Source organism: Fredinandcohnia quinoae (assembly GCF_022427965.1).
Taxonomy (GTDB): domain Bacteria; phylum Bacillota; class Bacilli; order Bacillales; family Bacillaceae_L; genus Ferdinandcohnia; species Ferdinandcohnia quinoae.
In genome coordinates this window covers 69940-88939 of the sequence record NZ_JAKTTI010000011.1, presented here as the reverse complement: position 1 = coordinate 88939, position 19000 = coordinate 69940, and the positions used below count along the sequence as shown (strand labels likewise).

Below are 19000 nucleotides of genomic sequence, written 5' to 3'. Positions count from 1 at the left end.
CTCATAGAGAGTAAAAAACAGGAAACTGGTGATGTGCAAAGGTCGGAATCACCTCATGGAGAGTACACTGGCCGAACTATAAGAGTAAAAGTTGATTAAAACGGAAAAAAGCAGTGGGATTTTAATTAGATCCACTGCATTTTTCATATTACCCGTTGTGATACTTATACATCCATAATACCCCTGATTTTAATAAACGTGGAACTCGACCTGTTATTGCACGATCTGCAACTAGTCCAAAGCCATGTTTTTTGCCAAGCGAGCCAAGAATACCTTTTAATTTTATTGGTGGGAATTCTGATGGTGGCTCTTCGTTATTCCAACGTTTAACAAGAACTTGTACGATTTGTTCGGCCTGACCTTCAGCAAGCTGAGCGCTTGGCGCATGGGGAAGGCTTGCACAATCTCCAACAACATAAACATGTTCATCATTAGGTAAATTATGTTGTTTTGTAAGTACTACACGGCCACCAGCGTCTTTTTCAACGTCCAATTGTTGAACAATCTTACTAGGTTGGATACCAGCTGTCCAGACAATGACATCACATTCAACAGGTTCATCATTATTAAATAGCACTTTTTCTTCAACACTCGTGATGTTTGCATTGTTGATAATTTCAACTCCGCGAAAATCAAACCAATTTTCTACATATTCACTTAATCTTTCTGGGAATGCGGATAGAATATGGTTACCTCGATCTAATAATTTTATACGTAAGTCTGGTCTACTCTCGTGTAATTCGCTTGCAAGTTCAACCCCACTAAGTCCTGCTCCGACAATTGCAACAGTAGAACCGGGTGCTAGATTATTAACCTTTTGGTATGTCAAGCGGGAGCTATCGATTGTTTGAATACTACAAGAATGTTCTTTTGCTCCTGGAACATTATGAAATTTGTCTTCACAGCCCAAACCGATAACTAAGTCATCATATGATAATGGCTCTTGGTTATCAAAATGGATCAGCTTTGCATCTAAATCGATATTGGTAATTTCTCCGTATTTAATTTGCAAACGTGGGTGTTCAGGAAAGGCTACCCTTACATGTTGATCAGAAATAGCACCTGCAGCTAGTGCATAGTATTCAGTCTTCAGACAATGATATGGAACCCTGTCAACTAATGTAATCTGAAAGCCCTCAGGAAGTTGATTAGGCAATAGGCGTTGTAAAATTCGCATTCCACCGTATCCGCCACCAAGTATAACAAGATTTTTCATGCTGATGTCCCCTTCTTGTTCCTCTCATTAACATATGATTTCAGCTTTTAAAAACATATAAAAGTATGTTATTTAGGAAGATATTGTATAGATGTATATTAAAATTAGAAAACCTTTTCAAAATGACACTAAAAGTATAGCGAAAATGTGACGAAATAACAATATCATTTCTAAAATTAAAAGATTTCCAAGAGTTTCAGCTTTGACGAAATGGAGAAAAAGGGGTACGATAAATAGTTAGTAGTGAGGTGAAACCAGTGAAACCTATAATTGAATTTTGTATAAGTAATTTAGCTAGTGGATCACAAAAAGCGAGAGAAATTCTTGAAAAGGATCCTAATTTAGATATTATAGAATACGGTTGTTTAGGGTATTGTGGTAAATGTTATGAGTCATTATATGCACTCGTCAACGGGGATATCGTAACTGGTGAAACCCCAGAAGAATTAGTCACCAACATTTATGAATACCTTGAAGAGAATCCAATGTTTTGATTGATCATTTCGAGGTAGTTAATAGAATAAAAGCAGTGGGTTCAATCGAAATCCCACTGCTTTTTATTTTTACATTATCATGACTATCCAATTTTATTTTTTTCTTCACGAATCTCTTGCCATCGTTCCTTTGCCATTTCTACGATATTCTTTTCTTGAGTATTATCTTTTTGTTTCTCAATCACTTTTGAAAAATATTTGGTCGCTTGATCAGTATTTCCTGTTCGCCAGCTAACCTCGCCAATTAAATAAAAAAGACGTGTTACAGACATTTGTGTATTGAGAAAATCTGAATTTAAATAAGATTGAATATACTCTTCTAACGCAAGACTCATGAATCTATTTTCTTGTTCATCATTATGAATCGTTCTGTAAATCCAGGATAATCGCATATACAATCCAGCAATTGTTATATGTTTTTCTTCTTTTAGTGTTGCAGAATAGATAGCGAGCTTGTATGTGCTAATTGCTTTCTGAATCGATCGTTCTTCGCAATAATTTGAACCTGACCATTTTGCACAAATATTATTTTTGATTGCTTCAATTGTATTTGGTGGAAAGGATGTAGTGAATTCTTCCGATACGGAAAATCCACAATGAGGACAAACACTCACATAGTAGAGTAAAGGATTTAATGCTTCATTTTCATAATAGGAGCAAAAATCACTGTCATGTTTTATAGCTTTTACAAAGCCTGAACGTAATCTCTTAGTTTTATATCCCTTATTACAGATGCTGCATGTCTTTGATTTATCATAAAGCGGTTCTAATTCCATTGTTTTCCCTCTTTTGGCCAGTTGATATATAACCTATTATATAGATTCGATTGTTGAAATAAAAATATTTTGATTTTATGTGATATCGAGTAAATAAAAAAACTCCTCAAAAACTGAATGAGAAGTTTTACAATAAAAACGGGGGATACATTCAGTTTCGACAAAATGTAATGATTTATACAGAAAAAAGGAGAAATTGTATAGTTCGATTATTTGTAACTATTTCATTTTAACATTATACTTATAGTAATAACCCCGAAAAAATAAAGGAGGTTCTTTTAAATGAGTGAAAAGATTGTAACTGTTACAGAAGCGGCTGCTTTTCAAATAAAAGATATGATGAAGGAAAATGAAGAAGAGGGCTCTTTCTTACGAGTGGCTGTGAAAGGCGGAGGCTGTAGTGGACTTTCTTACGGAATGGGTTTTGAACAGGAAGTAAATGGTGATGACCTTCAAGATGAGCAGCACGGAATTGGCATATTAATTAAAAAAGAAGATGCTCCAATCTTAAATGGAGTAAAAATTGATTTCAAGCAATCCCTCATGGGTGGAGGCTTCACCATCGATAATCCGAATGCGATTGCTTCATGTGGGTGTGGAAGTAGCTTTAGAACTGCTACTGCAGTAGGTACACCAGAGGAATGCTAAGCAAAAAGAAGTTGGGCAAATGTCCAACTTCTTTTCTTTCCAATGTCTAGATCCAGCTTGTTTCAAAGGCGCTTGCGCTTTTCCTATTGTCTAGCTCCAGCGCCTAGGCCCTCGAGGTCAAATAACCTGATGCAAGAAAAGTCAAAGAGCGACTTTCTTGCATCAGAACATTTGCTTGTCGGGCCTAGCAAGGCGTTTGCGCTTTTCCTAATTAAAACATGCTTGAGCTGTGCAGTGGTTGTACTTTTGCTTTTGGATCGATGTAGGATTTTGCATTGTTAACTGCGGTAGGTGCTTCACCAAAACCACTCGCAATTAACTTTACTTTTCCAACATACGTACAAATGTCGCCAGCAGAATAAATTCCTGGAATATTCGTTTCCATTTTAGAATTTACAACGATTGAATTCTTCTCAATTGTTAAGCCCCATTCTTTAATTGGGCCTAATGATGAAACAAATCCGTAGTTAACAATTAGGGCATCGATATCGATTGCTTCTTTTTTATCACCTTTAACTTCCTCAAGAACCACTTGAGTAATCTTATCATCACCAATGATTTCAACTGGAACAAATGGTGTTTTAACCTCGACTTTTGAATTCATTAGGTTTTCAACGCTATGCTCATGAGCACGGAATTTATCACGACGGTGTACAAGCATTACCTTTTCAGCAATTGGCTCAAGCATAAGAGCCCAATCGACAGCAGAATCCCCACCGCCTAAAACCATTACCTTTTTGCCTGCAAAATGATTCAAATCATCGATAAAATAGTGTAGATTTTTTCCTTCGAATTGCTTTGCATTCTCAAGTTCAATCCTACGTGGTTGGAACGCACCATTTCCAGCAGTAATGATTACTGTTTTTGTATAATGAATTTCATTATTAGTTGTGAGCTTAAAATTGCCGTCTTCTTGTTTTTCAACTGTATCAACTGATTGCTCTAGGCAGACAGTAGGGCTAAATTTAGCCATTTGTTCCTTTAAATTATTAATCAATTCTTGTGCACGGATCTTTGGGAAACCAGCAACATCATATATGTATTTTTCAGGATAAAGGGCAGATAATTGTCCACCTAATTGTGGAAGACTTTCGATAATTTTTACACTAGCTTGTCTCATCCCTCCATAAAATGCAGTGAATAAACCTACTGGACCGCCACCAATAATTGTAATGTCATATACTTTTTGATCTTCCTTCATTTAAATCCCCCCAAGTATGTAAAGATAACAATGTAATGTTTTTATTGAAGTGTGACAACGCTTCAATACCCCTTCTTATAGTAACATAAATTGATAATAATATCTCAATCATATCGATGAAATCGTGGTAAATATGGCAATTTTAAGGACAATTATAGAATACGAATTGAAAGTTCTGTTACAAATCTCAAAACACTCTTGTTTTTTAAATATTCTTAAGTTTTAAATAGTGGCTTTTAGGCTTGAAAAACCAATATAAAAGGAATAATATGATATGTAGCGTTATAAAGTAATTTTCTATGTCTAAAAAAGTACATTTTTATGTACAGCTGTGATGTCTTAAGTGAAAGATATCACAAACTTTTGCGATAAACTTGTTAAACAGCAAAATATGAAAATTGACCCAATTGAGCCAATAATCAACAAAGAATTTAACAGGGCAATTGCAATAAAAATAGAGGCTGCGGTGGATGATAAATATAATATGGAAGGTCAAAGAAGAGAACTAAGATCTTTTTTGATTATCTTCACAGAGAGAATTGTCTTCCAACGTAAAAAAAACAGAAGGTGGATGTGATAGGGTTGAGAAAGCCGAAGATCGTAATTTTGGGGGCAGGATATGGTGGTCTTATGACCGCGACACGTTTACAAAAATCCTTGGGTGTGAATGAAGCTGATATTACACTCGTAAATAAAAATGATTACCATTATGAAACAACATGGTTACATGAGGCTTCTGCTGGAACATTACATCATGATAGAGTACGTTACCCAGTAGAAAATGTAATTGATCGCAGTAAGGTCAATTTTGTGAAAGGTACTGTTGCAAGTATTGATCGAGAAGGTAAAAAAGTAGTTCTTGAAGAAGGCGAATATCCATATGACTATTTAGTTGTTGCATTAGGTGGAGAATCTGAAACATTTGGAATTAAAGGTCTTAAAGAATATGCATACTCCATTACAAATGTGAATTCAGCTCGCCAAATTCGTGAACATATTGAATACCAATTTGCTACGTATAATACAGAAGAAGAAAAGCATGAAGACCGCTTAACAATTGTTGTAGGTGGCGCGGGCTTTACTGGAATTGAATTTTTAGGAGAGCTTGCTAATCGTATTCCTGAGCTTTGCAAAGAGTACGATATCGATCAAAACAAAGTACAAGTTCTTTGTGTCGAGGCAGCACCTTCAGCATTACCTGGATTCGATCCGGAACTTGTTGAATATGCAGTTAGCCTTCTTGAACGTAAAGGTGTAGAATTCAGAATTGGTACAGCTATTAAAGAATGTACCCCTGAAGGAATTATCGTTGGAAAAGATGATCAAGAAGAAGAAATTAAAGCAGGTACAGTTGTTTGGGCTGCTGGTGTACGTGGAAATAGTATTATTGAAGCTTCAGGCTTTGAAGCAATGCGTGGTAGAGTGAAGGTTGATCAGTTCTTACGAGCACCAGGACATGACGATGTCTTCATTATCGGAGACAGTTCTCTAGTAATTAACGAAGAAATCAATCGTCCATATCCTCCAACTGCACAAATTGCAATGCAACAAGGGGAAAATGTAGCGAAGAACATTTCGGTTCTTGTACGTGGCCAAGGTGAAATGCAAGATTTTTCTTTTGATAACAAAGGTTCTGTATGTTCACTTGGTGAAGACGATGCAATTGGTGTTGTTTTCGGTAAAAAAGTAGTGGGAACAAAAGCTTCATTCATGAAGAAAATGGTTGATAACCGTGCATTATTCATGATTGGTGGCCCATCATTAGTCATGAAAAAAGGTAAGTTTAAACTGTTATAATAAATCAAAATGGAGTAGTCATTGTGAAATCACATTTGACTACTCCTTTTTTCATTATTTTAAATATCGTTCCATAATAATTTATTTGTTGTTTCAATCTTACTAAAGATAAGGATACTATTTAATCAAAAGTACAAAATAAGAAGGTATAAGTAGAAAAATACATATGTATTCGCTTACACGATTATTTTTTAACTTATATAGTACTTTTCAATTCTCTAACAAAATGTTATATTATCTGAAAATTAGGATTTTTCAATCATGTAAAAAGGAGAGATTAATTCATGAAAAGTCAGCAAAGTGAAAGTAAAGAATGCGTGTATTGTTCAGGTAAAGGATATTTTCAATTAATTTTAGGTGGTTCAGAAACATGTACTTCCTGTGAAGGTAGTGGAAAAAAGTAAGATTTATGCAATGAATTTCGTTGACTGACCATTCACTCCTTTAGTACACTAAGTATGATTTGTACTGGAGGTGAAAGTCATGGAAATGAGTGTACCTGTCCTACTTATATCCATTGTATTATTTATTGTTTTATTTTTTGGAATTGGTTTTCTTTTAAATATGCTCTTACGTATGTCATGGATTATGGCTATAATCTATCCAATCGTTGCAATTGCAATTGTTCAGGATGTTAGTTTCTTCGATTATTTTAAAACACCAGGAACTGCCTTCAGCGCATTAATTGATAAATTCGGAGCACTTGCCGCAGCCGATATTATTATTTTATTAAGTGGTTTATTTGGAGCGGTATTATCTGGAATTGTGATTAAATCACTTCGTTCAAGAGGATATCAAATGTTTTAGAACCAACCTGACTAAAGCTAATCAAAACGTATGAAAGCATTAAAATTGCTTCATACGTTTTTTATATGCTTAAAGGCAAATTAGGATAATTTTCCACTCTTAATGAATATTTTTCTGACGATTAGGAAAGAAATAGATTCGTGAGAGGAGTGGAAAAATGAACAAACTAAATACAATAACGAGAAGAAGTGTATTGTCAGTTTTATTTGTTTTAGCGCTGTTTACAACATTTCAATCTTTTTCTGGTGTTGAAGCAAAGGATTTATCGGATTGGTTTGAGGATAACAGAGAGAGAGCTCAAGCTGTTGAAGAGAATTCAACAAGAAATATAGGGCTGTTTGCTAAGTTTCTGCAATTTGCTGGGGTTGAAAAGACATTAATTTCATCAAGTGAAGAGGTTGAAAGCTCATTAACACTTGAGGAAGCCATTGATTTTTCAAAATATCCATCAAGGACTGTTGTTGCAACTGGATATACGGCAGGGGTGGAATCGACTGGTAAAGATTCAAGCCATCCCCAATATGGAATCACATATTCTGGTGTAAAGGTAAAGCGTGATTTATATTCTACTATTGCAGCTGATTTGAATGTGTTTCCGCTAGGAACAGTTCTGTTCATTCCTGATTACGGATATGGAGTGGTGGCAGACAAAGGTGGGGCGATAAAAGGGAATAAAATTGACCTCTATTATGACACAGTTGCAGATGTGTATGAAAAATGGGGCAAGCGGACTGTAGAAGTATATGTTATTGAAATGGGTAATGGAAAATTAACGGAAGAAGTGCTTGCAATGAAGAATGAAGATGAATCCATGCAAGTATTCCGCCAACAATATATTGGAAAAAAGAGCTAAATGAACCGGCGAATCAAAGGAATTAGAAACTTTGATTCGCCGTTTTTACACTTGGTATAGATAGCAAAGTGGTAATGTGTTTGTTGTGCTACTTTAAGTAAGATAAAAAATAACAATCGTAAGTAGTATTCCAGATAATCCCCCAAAGAAAACTTCAATTGGTTGATGTCCTAGTAATTCCTTCAAATCACTTCGTTTCTTATCTTCATCAGATTTAGGCCACATTTTTGCTTCTTCTGCAAATCGCTGAAAGTCAGCTACAAGCTGATTTAATACTGTTGCTTGTTCCCCAGCATGGCGTCTTACACCTGAGGCATCGAACATTACAATGATCGCAAATACCGTAGCAACCGCGAATATTGGGGAATCGAGTCCCTGTTCGAGTGCGATTCCTGTCGTTAATGCTGTTACTGCAGCAGAATGAGAGCTCGGCATACCACCAGTACTAGTGACGAGCGACCAATCAATTTTTTTTGAAAGAAAAAAATGAATTGGCACTTTAATAAATTGTGCAAAGCCAATCGCTGCAAGTGCTGCCCAAAGGGGAAAGTTTTCAAATAGTTGCATCAAATACGCCCTTTCAAATAAAAATCATTATTTTCTGATAAGATGATATTTATAGTATAAAAGAAAACTGGGGGCGAGTGCAAAATGAATAATTACCCGATGGAATATTATGAGTTTTTTATTAAGTTTAATGAAGGGGATTATTATACTTGCCATGACTTACTTGAGGATATATGGATGACTGATAAGAATAATCTTTTTTTAAAAGGTTTGCTTCAGATGACAGTTGCCATCTATCACTATGAGTATGGAAATGTGAAGGGTGCTCGTCTTATGATGGATGCGGGATTTCGATATATTCAAAAGTATAGACCGTTTTATTGGGGGATTGACTTAGAAGAAGTGAATGAATTTATTGTAAAGTGTATTTCAATTTTACCCCTGGATATTGATCGAGTTCCTTTTGAAGAGGTTAATATGCTACCGAAACTTCCGTCATTAATATTATATTTGCAAGAAGACATTTAGATACTCGAAGTATCGTCCTTTTTCAATTATAATGAATATGACAGAAATTTGGAGGTGTGAGGATATGTTTACGGTTAAAAATGAAGTTGATGTAAAACAAGCACATGAGGCTTTGATTGTTGGGTTATTTTCAAAAACACAAAAGGTAACTGGTTTTACTAGTGAGCTGGACTCTTTACTTGATGGACAAGTTACTGAGCTATTAAAGGATGGAGATATATCTGCAAAGTATAAGTCCATTTCAAAAGTACATACATTAGGCAAATCAGCGACTAAACGCATTTTTTTCATTGGTCTTGGGAAAGAAGAGGAATTAACATTTGAATCCCTTCGAGAAGCACTTGGTAAAGCTGTAAAAACAGCATCAAATGGAAAGGTTGAAAGTTTGGCAATAACTCTTGATTCATTTATAACGGATGACCTTGATGCTGGAGATGTGGCACATGCTTTTGGTGAGGCATTTGCGTTAGCTACCTATAAATTTGCAGATTATAAGCAAAAGCCAAATACACCTGAAAAGAACATTGATGAAGTCATTGTCTATAGTGTGTCAGATTTAGATGAAGTTGAAGCAAGTGTAACCGTTGGATATGCCTATGGAAAAGGGACGAATTCAGCACGTTCGTTAGTGAATTTACCAGGAAATATGTTAACTGCTACTGATATGGCGAATTATGCAGTTGACTTAGCGAAAAAGTATGAGTTTGAGGTTGAAATTTTAGAAAAAGAGGACATGGAAAAGTTAGGCATGGGTGCATTATTAGCTGTTAATAAAGGCTCTGTCGAACCACCAAAAATGATTGTTCTCAAATACCAAGGAAAAGATGAATGGACCGATGTGATTGGCCTCATAGGAAAAGGTATTACCTTTGATACAGGTGGTTACTCAATTAAACCTAAGGATGGCATTGTTGGGATGAAATCTGATATGGGTGGAGCTGCTGCTGTATTAGGTGCGATGGAAGTAATTGGTGAATTACGGCCAGAGCAAAATGTCGTTGCGGTTATCCCTTCTACTGATAACATGATTAGTGGGGAAGCATTCAAACCAGATGATGTAGTTACTGCAATGAGTGGTAAAACGATTGAAATTTTGAATACTGATGCTGAAGGACGACTTGCTTTGGCAGATGGTGTTACATATGCGAAGCATCACGGTGCTACCTACTTAGTTGATGTGGCTACGCTAACCGGTGGTGTCATTGTTGCATTAGGAAATGATATTACTGGTGCAATGACCAATAATGAGGCGTTATTTGAAGAGGTACTTGTTGCTTCAGTAGAAGCGGGCGAACCAATATGGAGATTGCCAATTACAGAGAACCATAAAAAACGAGTTCGTAAAAGTAATGTAGCAGATCTTAATAATTCACCTGGACGTGATGGCCATGCAATCTTTGCGGGTACATTTATTGGTGAATTTGCGGAGGAAACGCCATGGGTTCACCTGGATATTGCTGGAACTGCAACTACAGGAAGTGCTCACGACTTAGGCCCAGCAGGAGCGACCGGTGTTATGGTACGTACGCTTGCAACTCTTGTACAACGCTTTGGTGAGGAATAATTATTTGAAATCCTATTTGGGTAATCCAGATAGGATTTTTTTGTATCGTGCAAATATTAGGTTAAACGAGCATATCTGGTGCTTATCGTGCAAATCTGGATCATACCGCGTATATTTTTAGGAATATCATACATATCTGGATCGTAACGCGTAAATCCAAAAAATCATACCGATATATTCCATTGACATAATTTTAAATATCAGGTATTTTTAATTTACTATTTTAGTTCTCTACCAATTTACCAAACTAAAGCACGCGGAGGAGTTTACATCATGAATGCAGTCGTATTAGCAGTTTTAGTCATGCTTATTTTAAGCTTATTACGAATAAATGTCGTTATCGCACTAGTAATCGGTGCTTTCATTGGAGGAGTATTTGGCGGTCTTGATATTGGAACGACCATACAAACATTTACTGATGGCTTGGGTGGAAATGCACCTGTGGCATTAAGCTATGCATTATTGGGGGGATTTGCTGTTGCACTTTCAAGAACGGGTCTTCCAGATGCAATCGTGAATATAGCCTTAAAAATGACTGGTAAACAGGGTGATTCAAAAAGAAAAGCACTATCAAAAGCTTTAATCCTATTAATCATTCTTGCAATCTCAATTTGTTCACAAAATGTAATTCCTGTTCATATCGCTTTTATTCCAATCTTAATTCCACCTTTGTTAAAAATATTTAATGAGCTACAAATTGACCGTAGACTAATCGCAACAGTGATCGCCTTTGGTTTAACAGCACCATATATTTTACTTCCGGTTGGATTTGGAAAGATCTTTCAAGGAATCCTTCAAACGAATATGGCAGAGAGTGGTTTAACAGTTAGTGTCAATGATATTCCATCTGCTCTTCTCATTCCGGTTATAGGAATGGTTGTTGGATTACTATTTGCGATTTTTGTTTCTTATCGAAAGCCAAGAACCTATCAGATAATTGATATGAATGAAAATCAAGAGCAAAAAATAACATACACAAAAAAGAGTATATCAATTGCTGTTTTAGCTGTCCTTGTTTCATTAGTCACTCAAATCTATCTATCAAAAATATTTGAAGTTGATGGTATGATTTTTGGAGCTCTTGCTGGAATCACAGTTATTTATGTGAGTGGAATAATGAAGATGAACCAGGCAGATGAAATTTTAACAGAGGGTATGAAAATGATGGCCTTTATTGGGTTTGTCATGATTACTGCTTCAGGATTTGCAAGTGTCATGCGCGAAACGGGTGACGTTGAAAGCCTTGTTGAAAAATCTGCTGCTATCATTAATGGCAATCAATCATTGGCGGCATTAATTATGCTATTTGTAGGATTATTAATAACGATGGGAATCGGCTCTTCCTTTTCAACAATACCTATCATAACAACAATTTTTGTTCCACTATGTTTGGAACTAGGATTTAGTCCAATGGCGACCATTGCAATTGTGGGAACCGCAGCTGCCCTTGGAGATGCAGGCTCACCAGCTTCTGATAGTACGCTTGGACCAACTTCAGGGCTAAATGTTGATGGACAGCATAATCACATTTGGGATACATGTGTGCCAACATTTTTACATTACAATATACCGCTCATCCTTTTTGGTTGGTTAGCTGCAATTATATTATAAAGCCATGGAGATTTTTCCATGGCTTCTCTTATTATGATACTTTTCTAGGTTCTGAACTTTGGCTTCTTTGATTCCGATTAATTGCATAATAAATCCTTGGAGTTACTAAGGCAGCAAAAATTGTGAAGGCGAGATCTTTGACGATAAACCATCCCATCACCTTCCAAGCGGTGACATACCCCATCCCAATTTCTAACCAATAATTTAATGCAAAATACATATAATTAGTTCCAATAAAATAATTTAAAAATAACCCTACAAATGAAGCAATTAAAAATGTTGATAGGCTAGGAACTGATTTTGAACTTTCAACGATTTTTCCTGCAAAATAGGCAACCGCTATAAATGATAGAACAAATCCACCAGTATTTCCAATAATGACACTAAATCCTGCCTCAAAGCCTGCAAATACTGGAGCCCCTGCAATACCGATTAGCATATAAACAAGCATCGATAATGCTCCAAGTCGACTTCCAATTAATAAGCCAGCTAAAATAGCAAAAAAAGTTTGCATCGATAATGGGACACCTGCAACCTGTAAAAAGGGTGCCCATGAGGTAATGTTTGCTCCAATTGCCATTAAGGCAGCAAACATACCGATAAGTGTTATGTCCAGAGCTCGAAATTTTGGTTTTGTAGTTGTCGTCATTTTAAATGTTAACCCCCTGTTTTATGTAGTTAACAAAAATAGTAATTGAAGGTAAATTAATTGTCAACCTAATTTTATTGTAGGTTTACATAAGAGAGAAGATTATTATTTTTAAAAAACAATTCATAATAAAATGTATCAAAAAGGATGTCCTCTAAATATAATGCCCATATCCGAGTACGGTTGGGAGTGTGTCGGAATGAGTTTAGGTATTTTGTTAATGGGCCTTTTTGTAGGTTTTTTGGTTGGTCTTACGGGTGTTGGTGGTGCGGCATTATTAACTCCGTTTCTAATATTAATTGGAATTAATCCACTATTAGCTGTAGGTACTGATTTTTTCTATAATTCTATTACAAAATTCTTTGGTTCAGTTCAGCATTTTAGGCAAAAGACGATAAATTTTACATTGGTTAAATATTTAGCAATAGGAAGTGTTCCAAGTGCAATTGTAGCTTTAATGATGCTGCAAATGATTGGTGATACAGAATATTTACAAGAGGTAATCATCAAACATGCATTAGGGTATGTATTAATTATTGTTGCAGTAGCAACGATTATTAAAACATTGTTTGGTTCAACATTTAAAACGAGTGAATACAGCTTGAAGCCCATTAAAAATAAAAGGACAGAAACAATCATTTTAGGAGCAGTCCTAGGATTTATTGTGGGGTTAACATCTGTTGGTTCTGGTTCTTTATTTGCACTTGCAATGATTCTTTTCTATCGATTAAAAACATCGGAATTAGTAGGAACGGATATAGCTCATGCCTTTATTTTAGTTACAGTGAGTAGCTTTTTCCATATTGGATTAGGGAATGTTGATTTCCTTTTAGTTGCTAATTTACTCTGTGGATCCATTCCTGGAGTTCTTATAGGCAGTACATTATCTGCTAAAGTTCCAGTTAAGCCATTGCAAACAATGATCGGTGTGATTATATTAGTAAGTGGTTTGAAGTTAATTAATTAAATTGATAACCTACCTTATGTTGTGTAAAATTACACTAGAAACCAATAAGGTTAGGTGTTGTTGAGTGGATAAGGATTATATTTCAAAATTGCTTTCTGAAAAGCTCAAACTAATTCGAATTGAAAAAGGATATACACAGGATCGGATGTCGGAGATTTTAGGACTTTCTAAAAAAACACTCGTTCAAATAGAGAAGGGAAGAAACCAAATAGGCTGGACGAGTGCAGTTGCTCTTTGCGCATTGTTTAGGGATAGTGAGATTTTACAATCCATCTTAGGCGGAGATCCAATTGATGTTATTGAAATTGTTGGCCGGAATGGGATTAATCGAGCAAAGGAAAGAACGATGGGTGGAAGGATTTGGTGGAAAGATATTGAAATAAAAGGTCATTTTCGTCTCCAGCAAAATATAATTAGTCAGCATTACCGTATTTTAGATGAAGAAGATTATCGGTGGTATAGTTCATTTGAACGAGAAGAAGCTGGGCAGCGCTTGAATGAATTATCAGGAACAGATTTAAATCATTAGAGGGAGGTATTAGCGCCTCCCTTTCACTCTCATCTTTTTCCATTATGACCTCCGCTCTAACTTCTAGTGATCATTGGTATATTCATCTATGCGTTCATTAAAAAATTTATTTTCGCCAGTGGCAAAATTAATATTACGAAGATCTAGCTCAGGATCTAACTGGCTAACATGCTGAACCTCTTTGCTTTTTGCATGATTCAAATCTTCTTTTTCTCTATTGTAATCCATCATATAAACCTCCTCGATAATTATCATTGCCTTATCTACAATCTTTTCATTCGTGGAAATAAAAAAACGTAGGTTAAAATTTACCTACGCTACCTCAATCAAAACTTACCTATACGTTCAACAATGGTGGCACCACTAAAGCCAGCGAAGGGCAATCGTTAATTGACAGCATTCAGTTTCGCCGATATTAGATGAGAGTTTTAAATTAATACCATCAGGATTAAATGATGTGTGTACTTTTGAGTGAATACCTGTTGATTTAATAAGTCGATCAACTTCTTTTAAATCTGAAATTTGTGCAGCAGACATTACTTTTTTTGCAAAAGGTTTGGAATCTGCTAAAGCTTTTAGGACAATACTTGCGTCTTTTAAAAGGGCTTGCATCGAAATTGCCGATTCGTTAAAAAGACTCGGATCAACCTCTGGGAGTTTTCGATGGATGTTGTCAAAATAAGATGTATAACAAGCTGGATATTCTGTTTCACGGTAATTCATAATAGGCTGATTTGTAATATTTGAATAATAACCGGGGTACATAACGGTAATCGGTTGTCCTAGGTTGTTAAAGACATATGGATGATGGTACAACAAAGTTACCTCCTTTTTTAAAAGTCCAATACAATATATGTGAACGAATCTATAAGGGTGCAATGAAGGAGTTTTCAGCATGAAACTAGTTGTTATCTTTTTATTTTAGTATAATAAAGCCGTATATCGTTCGTTCGTTTAAAATATGGTATAGTATGAAAGTATGTTTAACGACAAGCGTATTTGCAAATGCTACAGACATCAAGGAGGAAATATCATGAAACTAGGGTTAATAGGTCTAGGGAAGATGGGATACAATCTTGCCTTAAATATGAAGGATAAGGGACACGAAGTTGTTGCGAATGATGTGAATGAAGAAGCAGTCGCAAGAATTTCAAAAGAAGGGATAGCTACTGCATTATCTGTAAAAGATCTTGTCGAACAATTACCTTCTCCAAAGGTTATTTGGTTAATGGTACCAGCTGGTGAAATTACTGAGCAGGTTCTCGAAAATGTGTCAGGGTATTTAACCGAGGGTGATATCATAATTGATGGCGGAAATTCCAATTACAAGGACACACTTAGACGTGGGAAAATGTTAAAAGAAAAAGGAATTTATTATGTAGATTGTGGAACAAGTGGTGGTGTGGAAGGCGCACGTCACGGAGTATGTATAATGATTGGTGGAGAGAAGCAAGCTTTTGATCATGTTGAACAGCTATTTAAAGATATTTCTGTTGAAAATGGCTATCTATATACAGGAAATCCAGGGAGTGGTCATTTTCTGAAAATGGTACATAATGGAATAGAATACGGTATGATGCAAGCAATTGCTGAAGGCTATGAAATCTTAGACAAGAGTGAATTTGACTATGATTATAAGGAAGTATCTAGAGTATTCAATAATGGTTCAGTTGTTCGTTCTTGGCTTACTGAACTGCTGGAAAACGCATTTTCTAAGGATCCGAAGCTTGATGCTATTCGCGGGGTAATGAATTCATCTGGGGAAGGAAAATGGACAGTTGAAACTGCACTTGAATTACAAGCATCTGCACCAGTTATCGCGATGTCATTATTCATGCGTTTCCGTTCACAGGAAAATGATACTTTCCACGGAAAGGTAGTTGCAGCACTTCGAAATGAATTCGGTGGACATGCAGTAGTGAAAAGTGAATAGTGATTTGTGGGAGCTACTTGAATGGTAGCTCCTTTTTTTTGTTTACCAGGAAATTATAAGATTTAAACATGTGGATATCTATCTTATAATAAAGTTTATCTACGTTCAGCTCCAGCGCCTAGGCCCTCGAGGTCAAATAACCTGATGCAAGAAAAGTCAAAGAGCGACTTTTTTGCATCAGAACATTTGCTTGTCAGGCCTGGATACGGCGCTTGCGCTTTTGTTTCCGAAAACTTGGCTATAATGATAGACAAAGAAAGGAAGTGGTAAAATGTTAAAAATAATGAAGGGAATTGTAATCTTATTTTTTCTAGTGGGATGTACAGTATATAATGACAAGCAAGAGAACGATGACATACCAGTAGAAAATGTAAGTAAATCACTAATTGCTGACACAAAAGTAATTGCAACTAATCTAGATATCCCATGGAATATTACAAAAACTGGGCAGACCTTTTTTCTAACACAGCGAGTTGGAAAAATTGTTGAGATTGATGAAGCAACAGGAGAAAAAAAGCAACAAAACTTACAAGTTGAAGAATCAATTTTACATGAAGGTGAAGGTGGCTTATTAGGCTTTGTATTAGCCCAAGACTTTGAAACATCACGGGAAGCTTATGCCTACCATACATACAGCCAAGATGGGGAAATTCAAAACAGAATCATTAAAGTTAAACAGCATGATGAGGAATGGATAGAAGAAGCAGTTATCCTTGATGGGATTCCAGGCGGCGCAATCCATAATGGTGGCCGGATGCGAATTGGACCTGATGGAAAATTATATGTAACAACAGGTGATGCAGGGGAGCGTGATCTTTCACAAGATATCCAATCAGTAGCGGGAAAAATCCTTCGAATGAATTTGGACGGTTCCATCCCAAGTGATAACCCATTTGAAAATTCATTTGTATATTCCTATGGTCATCGAAATCCACAGGGGTTAGCATGGGATGAGCGGGGTCAATTATTCAGTACAGAGCATGGACAAAGTGCACATGATGAAATAAACATAATCAAACCAGGTAAAAATTACGGTTGGCCAATTATTCAAGGGGATGAACAGGCAGCTGATATGGAGACACCAATCTATCATACTGGTGAATATACATGGGCACCTTCTGGAATTGAATATCATAATGGGAAGCTTTATATTGCAACACTGCGTGATTCAAAAATAAGAAGCTTTGAAATTAATACAGATAAAGTAGATGTTATTTTAGACATAGAAAGTCGGATGCGTGATGTCTTAATCGATAATGGAAACCTCTATACAATTACAAATAATCGAGATGGAAGAGGAACACCACAACAAGGTGATGACAAGTTAATTCAACTAGTCTTTGAAAAAAATTAGAAAATTCCTAAATTCTCCTGTACAATAAAGAAAAAGGCTTGGGGGAGAAGTGGATGGATCTAAAACAAACGATGATTGATACTCTCGGTATAAAGATTGAAGAATTAACAGAAGAACGAGTTGTCGCAACAATGCCAGTTGATGAGCGAACTAGACAGCCATTTGGGCTTCTACATGGTGGTGCTTCAGTTGCCCTAGCAGAAACGGTAGCAAGTATTGGTACATATAATTTGGTAGACCAGGAAACAGAAGGATGTGCAGGCTTAGAAATTAATGCAAATCATATCCGTTCAAAAAAGGATGGGATCGTTACAGCGATTGCCACTCCACTTCATAAAGGGAAAACGACAATGGTATGGGATATCAAAATCGTAGATGAAGAAGATAGACTAATTTGCGTTTCTAGATGCACAATGGCAGTCCTTAAGCTTAGATAGAAAAAAGCGAGATGATTCACTCATCTCGCTTTCGCTTTCTCATCCTGATTCTTCATTTTCAAATCATCTTGGACACTTTTATCCCAAAGTGGAACCTTTGAATTGTACGCTGCTCTACTAATCAAATGACCAGCAACAGGCGAGGTCAAAAAGACGAACACTATCCCAAGTAGCAAGCGAGCATTCATATACCCTTCCTCAACCCAAAAGTATAAAAAGGCACCAAGTAAGATTGAAAGAACACCGAGTGTTGCGCTTTTAGATGCAGCATGGTTCCTCGTATATACATCTGGTAGTCGTAGAACCCCAATCGCACTTAGGACACTCAGGAGCGCACCGAAAAGAATAATGACTCCAAAGACAATCTCAAGAATCTCGTTCACGTTCAATCACGACTCCCTTCTCAAGAAACTTCGAAAAGGCAACGGTTCCGATAAATGCAAGAATCCCTAATAATAAAATAATCTCAAGAAACGAATTTGAACGAAGAATAATTGAAATAATAGCCGTAATTCCAATTAGATTTATCCCAATTGCATCTAAGGCAATCACTCTATCAGGAGTAGAAGGTCCTTTTACAACACGGTAAATGTATGCAAGTGTTGATAGAGATAATAATAGTAGCGAAATATTAAGTAAGAGATCAAACATTATCGGCTCACCTCCATAATTGCCTTTTCGAACGAATTTTTAATTGAATCGATTGCTTCGTCCACATCACTTATATCCATCGCGTGAATATAAAGTATTTTCCGATCATCCGAAATATCCACAACTAATGTTCCAGGAGTAAGTGTGATTAGATTCGCTAATACAGTAATTTCCCAGTCCTTTTTTAACTCAGTGGGTAATGCAAAAATTCCTGGTTTAATATCAAGCTTCGGTTTGATAATTACTTTGAAAATCGCATAATTTGATAAAACTAACTCCCGTATAAAAATTAGCATTAACTTGATTACAGCCCACACATTGAGGATATAAAATCTAGTAGAAAAATACCGTCTTAATGTGAAAATTAACAGGAGTCCAATCAGATACCCACCAAAGAACGAACCAAAGTCGTATGAATTTCCAAGGAACATCCATGTAAATGCAATAAAGACATTAAGTAGTAATTGCAATGCCATCT

25 protein-coding genes are annotated in these 19000 nt (G+C 36.1%); 15 read left to right on the top strand and 10 right to left on the bottom strand.

The window, feature by feature from the left end:
* Window positions 1-148 precede the first annotated feature (148 nt).
* On the bottom strand, window positions 149-1216 hold the full coding sequence (locus MJG50_RS09345) for an NAD(P)/FAD-dependent oxidoreductase (protein ID WP_240255089.1): 1068 nt from the start codon (window positions 1214-1216) through the stop codon (window positions 149-151).
* Between the two features lie 257 nt (window positions 1217-1473).
* Here MJG50_RS09345 and MJG50_RS09340 point away from each other — a divergent pair, with 257 nt between their 5' ends.
* Window positions 1474-1710 carry a YuzB family protein gene (locus tag MJG50_RS09340; RefSeq protein ID WP_240255087.1) on the top strand — a complete coding sequence of 79 codons (237 nt, stop codon included), beginning with the start codon at window positions 1474-1476 and terminating at the stop codon, window positions 1708-1710.
* 83 nt (window positions 1711-1793) lie between these two features.
* Here the strand turns inward: MJG50_RS09340 and MJG50_RS09335 are convergent, their stop codons facing one another.
* Window positions 1794-2486, bottom strand: coding sequence for a DUF2225 domain-containing protein (locus tag MJG50_RS09335; protein WP_240255085.1), 693 nt, complete (start codon window positions 2484-2486; stop codon window positions 1794-1796).
* A gap of 282 nt (window positions 2487-2768) precedes the next feature.
* Here MJG50_RS09335 and MJG50_RS09330 point away from each other — a divergent pair, with 282 nt between their 5' ends.
* Window positions 2769-3134, top strand: a complete 366-nt coding sequence (locus tag MJG50_RS09330; RefSeq protein ID WP_240255083.1) for a HesB/IscA family protein — start codon at window positions 2769-2771, stop codon at window positions 3132-3134.
* 211 nt (window positions 3135-3345) lie between these two features.
* On the opposite strand, the gene yumC is transcribed toward MJG50_RS09330, so the two are convergent.
* Complete coding sequence (gene yumC, locus MJG50_RS09325; RefSeq protein ID WP_240255081.1) at window positions 3346-4335, bottom strand: ferredoxin--NADP reductase 2; 990 nt, start codon at window positions 4333-4335, stop codon at window positions 3346-3348.
* A gap of 343 nt (window positions 4336-4678) precedes the next feature.
* On the opposite strand from yumC, the gene MJG50_RS09320 reads away from it, so the two are divergent.
* From MJG50_RS09320 to spsC, 5 genes are all read left to right on the top strand, one after another.
* A complete protein-coding gene (locus tag MJG50_RS09320; protein ID WP_240255079.1) occupies window positions 4679-4912 on the top strand; it encodes a hypothetical protein in 234 nt (77 codons plus the stop codon).
* A complete protein-coding gene (locus tag MJG50_RS09315; RefSeq protein WP_240255077.1) occupies window positions 4909-6132 on the top strand; it encodes an NAD(P)/FAD-dependent oxidoreductase in 1224 nt (407 codons plus the stop codon). The genes MJG50_RS09320 and MJG50_RS09315 overlap by 4 nt, the downstream gene beginning before the upstream one ends.
* 284 nt (window positions 6133-6416) lie before the next feature.
* The gene (locus MJG50_RS09310) at window positions 6417-6536 is read left to right on the top strand and encodes a YuiA family protein (RefSeq protein WP_240255075.1); all 120 of its coding nucleotides are present in this window, start codon (window positions 6417-6419) and stop codon (window positions 6534-6536) included.
* A 79-nt stretch (window positions 6537-6615) separates the two neighbouring features.
* Window positions 6616-6939 (top strand): YuiB family protein, encoded by a 324-nt coding sequence (locus tag MJG50_RS09305; RefSeq protein WP_240255072.1) that lies wholly within the window; start codon window positions 6616-6618, stop codon window positions 6937-6939.
* Window positions 6940-7096: 157 nt separating this feature from the next.
* Window positions 7097-7792 carry a stationary phase survival protein SpsC gene (gene spsC, locus MJG50_RS09300; RefSeq protein WP_240255070.1) on the top strand — a complete coding sequence of 232 codons (696 nt, stop codon included), beginning with the start codon at window positions 7097-7099 and terminating at the stop codon, window positions 7790-7792.
* Window positions 7793-7885: 93 nt separating this feature from the next.
* Here the strand turns inward: spsC and MJG50_RS09295 are convergent, their stop codons facing one another.
* Window positions 7886-8359 carry a divergent PAP2 family protein gene (locus tag MJG50_RS09295; protein WP_240255068.1) on the bottom strand — a complete coding sequence of 158 codons (474 nt, stop codon included), beginning with the start codon at window positions 8357-8359 and terminating at the stop codon, window positions 7886-7888.
* 84 nt (window positions 8360-8443) lie between these two features.
* On the opposite strand from MJG50_RS09295, the gene MJG50_RS09290 reads away from it, so the two are divergent.
* From MJG50_RS09290 to MJG50_RS09280, 3 genes are all read left to right on the top strand, one after another.
* Window positions 8444-8827, top strand: a complete 384-nt coding sequence (locus tag MJG50_RS09290) for a DUF309 domain-containing protein (RefSeq protein ID WP_240255066.1) — start codon at window positions 8444-8446, stop codon at window positions 8825-8827.
* Between the two features lie 64 nt (window positions 8828-8891).
* The gene (locus tag MJG50_RS09285; RefSeq protein WP_240255064.1) at window positions 8892-10391 is read left to right on the top strand and encodes a leucyl aminopeptidase; all 1500 of its coding nucleotides are present in this window, start codon (window positions 8892-8894) and stop codon (window positions 10389-10391) included.
* Window positions 10392-10664: 273 nt separating this feature from the next.
* Complete coding sequence (locus tag MJG50_RS09280) at window positions 10665-12002, top strand: Na+/H+ antiporter family protein (RefSeq protein ID WP_240255062.1); 1338 nt, start codon at window positions 10665-10667, stop codon at window positions 12000-12002.
* A gap of 31 nt (window positions 12003-12033) precedes the next feature.
* Here MJG50_RS09280 and MJG50_RS09275 read toward each other — a convergent pair whose 3' ends face one another.
* Window positions 12034-12651 (bottom strand): biotin transporter BioY, encoded by a 618-nt coding sequence (locus tag MJG50_RS09275; RefSeq protein WP_240255060.1) that lies wholly within the window; start codon window positions 12649-12651, stop codon window positions 12034-12036.
* A gap of 199 nt (window positions 12652-12850) precedes the next feature.
* Between MJG50_RS09275 and MJG50_RS09270 the strand changes: the two genes are divergently transcribed.
* Window positions 12851-13618 (top strand): sulfite exporter TauE/SafE family protein, encoded by a 768-nt coding sequence (locus tag MJG50_RS09270; RefSeq protein WP_240255058.1) that lies wholly within the window; start codon window positions 12851-12853, stop codon window positions 13616-13618.
* 64 nt (window positions 13619-13682) lie between these two features.
* Window positions 13683-14147, top strand: coding sequence for a helix-turn-helix transcriptional regulator (locus tag MJG50_RS09265; protein WP_240255056.1), 465 nt, complete (start codon window positions 13683-13685; stop codon window positions 14145-14147).
* A 63-nt stretch (window positions 14148-14210) separates the two neighbouring features.
* Here MJG50_RS09265 and MJG50_RS09260 read toward each other — a convergent pair whose 3' ends face one another.
* Together MJG50_RS09260 and MJG50_RS09255 are read right to left on the bottom strand one after the other, a co-directional pair.
* Window positions 14211-14375 carry a hypothetical protein gene (locus MJG50_RS09260; RefSeq protein ID WP_240255054.1) on the bottom strand — a complete coding sequence of 55 codons (165 nt, stop codon included), beginning with the start codon at window positions 14373-14375 and terminating at the stop codon, window positions 14211-14213.
* A gap of 135 nt (window positions 14376-14510) precedes the next feature.
* Entirely contained in the window at window positions 14511-14963 is a 453-nt protein-coding gene (locus MJG50_RS09255; RefSeq protein WP_240255052.1) for a DNA polymerase, read from the bottom strand.
* A 217-nt stretch (window positions 14964-15180) separates the two neighbouring features.
* On the opposite strand from MJG50_RS09255, the gene gnd reads away from it, so the two are divergent.
* From gnd to MJG50_RS09240, 3 genes are all read left to right on the top strand, one after another.
* Window positions 15181-16080: a phosphogluconate dehydrogenase (NAD(+)-dependent, decarboxylating) gene (gnd, locus tag MJG50_RS09250; protein WP_240255050.1), complete on the top strand. Its 900-nt coding sequence runs from the start codon at window positions 15181-15183 to the stop codon at window positions 16078-16080.
* A gap of 271 nt (window positions 16081-16351) precedes the next feature.
* The gene (locus MJG50_RS09245; RefSeq protein WP_240255048.1) at window positions 16352-17434 is read left to right on the top strand and encodes a PQQ-dependent sugar dehydrogenase; all 1083 of its coding nucleotides are present in this window, start codon (window positions 16352-16354) and stop codon (window positions 17432-17434) included.
* Between the two features lie 53 nt (window positions 17435-17487).
* The gene (locus MJG50_RS09240) at window positions 17488-17871 is read left to right on the top strand and encodes a hotdog fold thioesterase (protein ID WP_240255046.1); all 384 of its coding nucleotides are present in this window, start codon (window positions 17488-17490) and stop codon (window positions 17869-17871) included.
* 20 nt (window positions 17872-17891) lie between these two features.
* Here MJG50_RS09240 and mnhG read toward each other — a convergent pair whose 3' ends face one another.
* The 3 genes from mnhG to MJG50_RS09225 are packed head-to-tail and all read right to left on the bottom strand — an operon-like array spanning window position 17892 to window position 18998.
* A complete protein-coding gene (gene mnhG / locus MJG50_RS09235) occupies window positions 17892-18254 on the bottom strand; it encodes a monovalent cation/H(+) antiporter subunit G (protein WP_240255044.1) in 363 nt (120 codons plus the stop codon).
* Window positions 18238-18522 (bottom strand): Na(+)/H(+) antiporter subunit F1, encoded by a 285-nt coding sequence (locus MJG50_RS09230; protein WP_240255042.1) that lies wholly within the window; start codon window positions 18520-18522, stop codon window positions 18238-18240. The genes mnhG and MJG50_RS09230 overlap by 17 nt, the downstream gene beginning before the upstream one ends.
* Window positions 18522-18998: a Na+/H+ antiporter subunit E gene (locus MJG50_RS09225; protein WP_240255040.1), complete on the bottom strand. Its 477-nt coding sequence runs from the start codon at window positions 18996-18998 to the stop codon at window positions 18522-18524. Before MJG50_RS09225 ends, MJG50_RS09230 begins: the two co-directional genes overlap by 1 nt.
* Window positions 18999-19000 lie beyond the last annotated feature (2 nt).

Excerpts from the sequence above, each read along its gene's own strand:
- MJG50_RS09285 (WP_240255064.1), top strand. The coding sequence starts at position 8,892 with ATGTTTACGGTTAAAAATGAAGTTGATGTAAAACAAGCACATGAGGCT.
- gnd (WP_240255050.1), top strand. The coding sequence starts at position 15,181 with ATGAAACTAGGGTTAATAGGTCTAGGGAAGATGGGATACAATCTTGCC.
- MJG50_RS09335 (WP_240255085.1), bottom strand. The coding sequence starts at position 2,486 with ATGGAATTAGAACCGCTTTATGATAAATCAAAGACATGCAGCATCTGT.
- MJG50_RS09305 (WP_240255072.1), top strand. The coding sequence starts at position 6,616 with ATGGAAATGAGTGTACCTGTCCTACTTATATCCATTGTATTATTTATT.
- yumC (WP_240255081.1), bottom strand. The coding sequence starts at position 4,335 with ATGAAGGAAGATCAAAAAGTATATGACATTACAATTATTGGTGGCGGT.
- MJG50_RS09290 (WP_240255066.1), top strand. The coding sequence starts at position 8,444 with ATGAATAATTACCCGATGGAATATTATGAGTTTTTTATTAAGTTTAAT.
- MJG50_RS09245 (WP_240255048.1), top strand. The coding sequence starts at position 16,352 with ATGTTAAAAATAATGAAGGGAATTGTAATCTTATTTTTTCTAGTGGGA.
- MJG50_RS09230 (WP_240255042.1), bottom strand. The coding sequence starts at position 18,522 with ATGTTTGATCTCTTACTTAATATTTCGCTACTATTATTATCTCTATCA.
- MJG50_RS09330 (WP_240255083.1), top strand. The coding sequence starts at position 2,769 with ATGAGTGAAAAGATTGTAACTGTTACAGAAGCGGCTGCTTTTCAAATA.
- MJG50_RS09345 (WP_240255089.1), bottom strand. The coding sequence starts at position 1,216 with ATGAAAAATCTTGTTATACTTGGTGGCGGATACGGTGGAATGCGAATT.
- MJG50_RS09260 (WP_240255054.1), bottom strand. The coding sequence starts at position 14,375 with ATGGATTACAATAGAGAAAAAGAAGATTTGAATCATGCAAAAAGCAAA.
- MJG50_RS09280 (WP_240255062.1), top strand. The coding sequence starts at position 10,665 with ATGAATGCAGTCGTATTAGCAGTTTTAGTCATGCTTATTTTAAGCTTA.
- MJG50_RS09240 (WP_240255046.1), top strand. The coding sequence starts at position 17,488 with ATGGATCTAAAACAAACGATGATTGATACTCTCGGTATAAAGATTGAA.
- MJG50_RS09295 (WP_240255068.1), bottom strand. The coding sequence starts at position 8,359 with ATGCAACTATTTGAAAACTTTCCCCTTTGGGCAGCACTTGCAGCGATT.
- MJG50_RS09270 (WP_240255058.1), top strand. The coding sequence starts at position 12,851 with ATGAGTTTAGGTATTTTGTTAATGGGCCTTTTTGTAGGTTTTTTGGTT.
- MJG50_RS09275 (WP_240255060.1), bottom strand. The coding sequence starts at position 12,651 with ATGACGACAACTACAAAACCAAAATTTCGAGCTCTGGACATAACACTT.
- MJG50_RS09310 (WP_240255075.1), top strand. The coding sequence starts at position 6,417 with ATGAAAAGTCAGCAAAGTGAAAGTAAAGAATGCGTGTATTGTTCAGGT.
- spsC (WP_240255070.1), top strand. The coding sequence starts at position 7,097 with ATGAACAAACTAAATACAATAACGAGAAGAAGTGTATTGTCAGTTTTA.
- MJG50_RS09225 (WP_240255040.1), bottom strand. The coding sequence starts at position 18,998 with ATGGCATTGCAATTACTACTTAATGTCTTTATTGCATTTACATGGATG.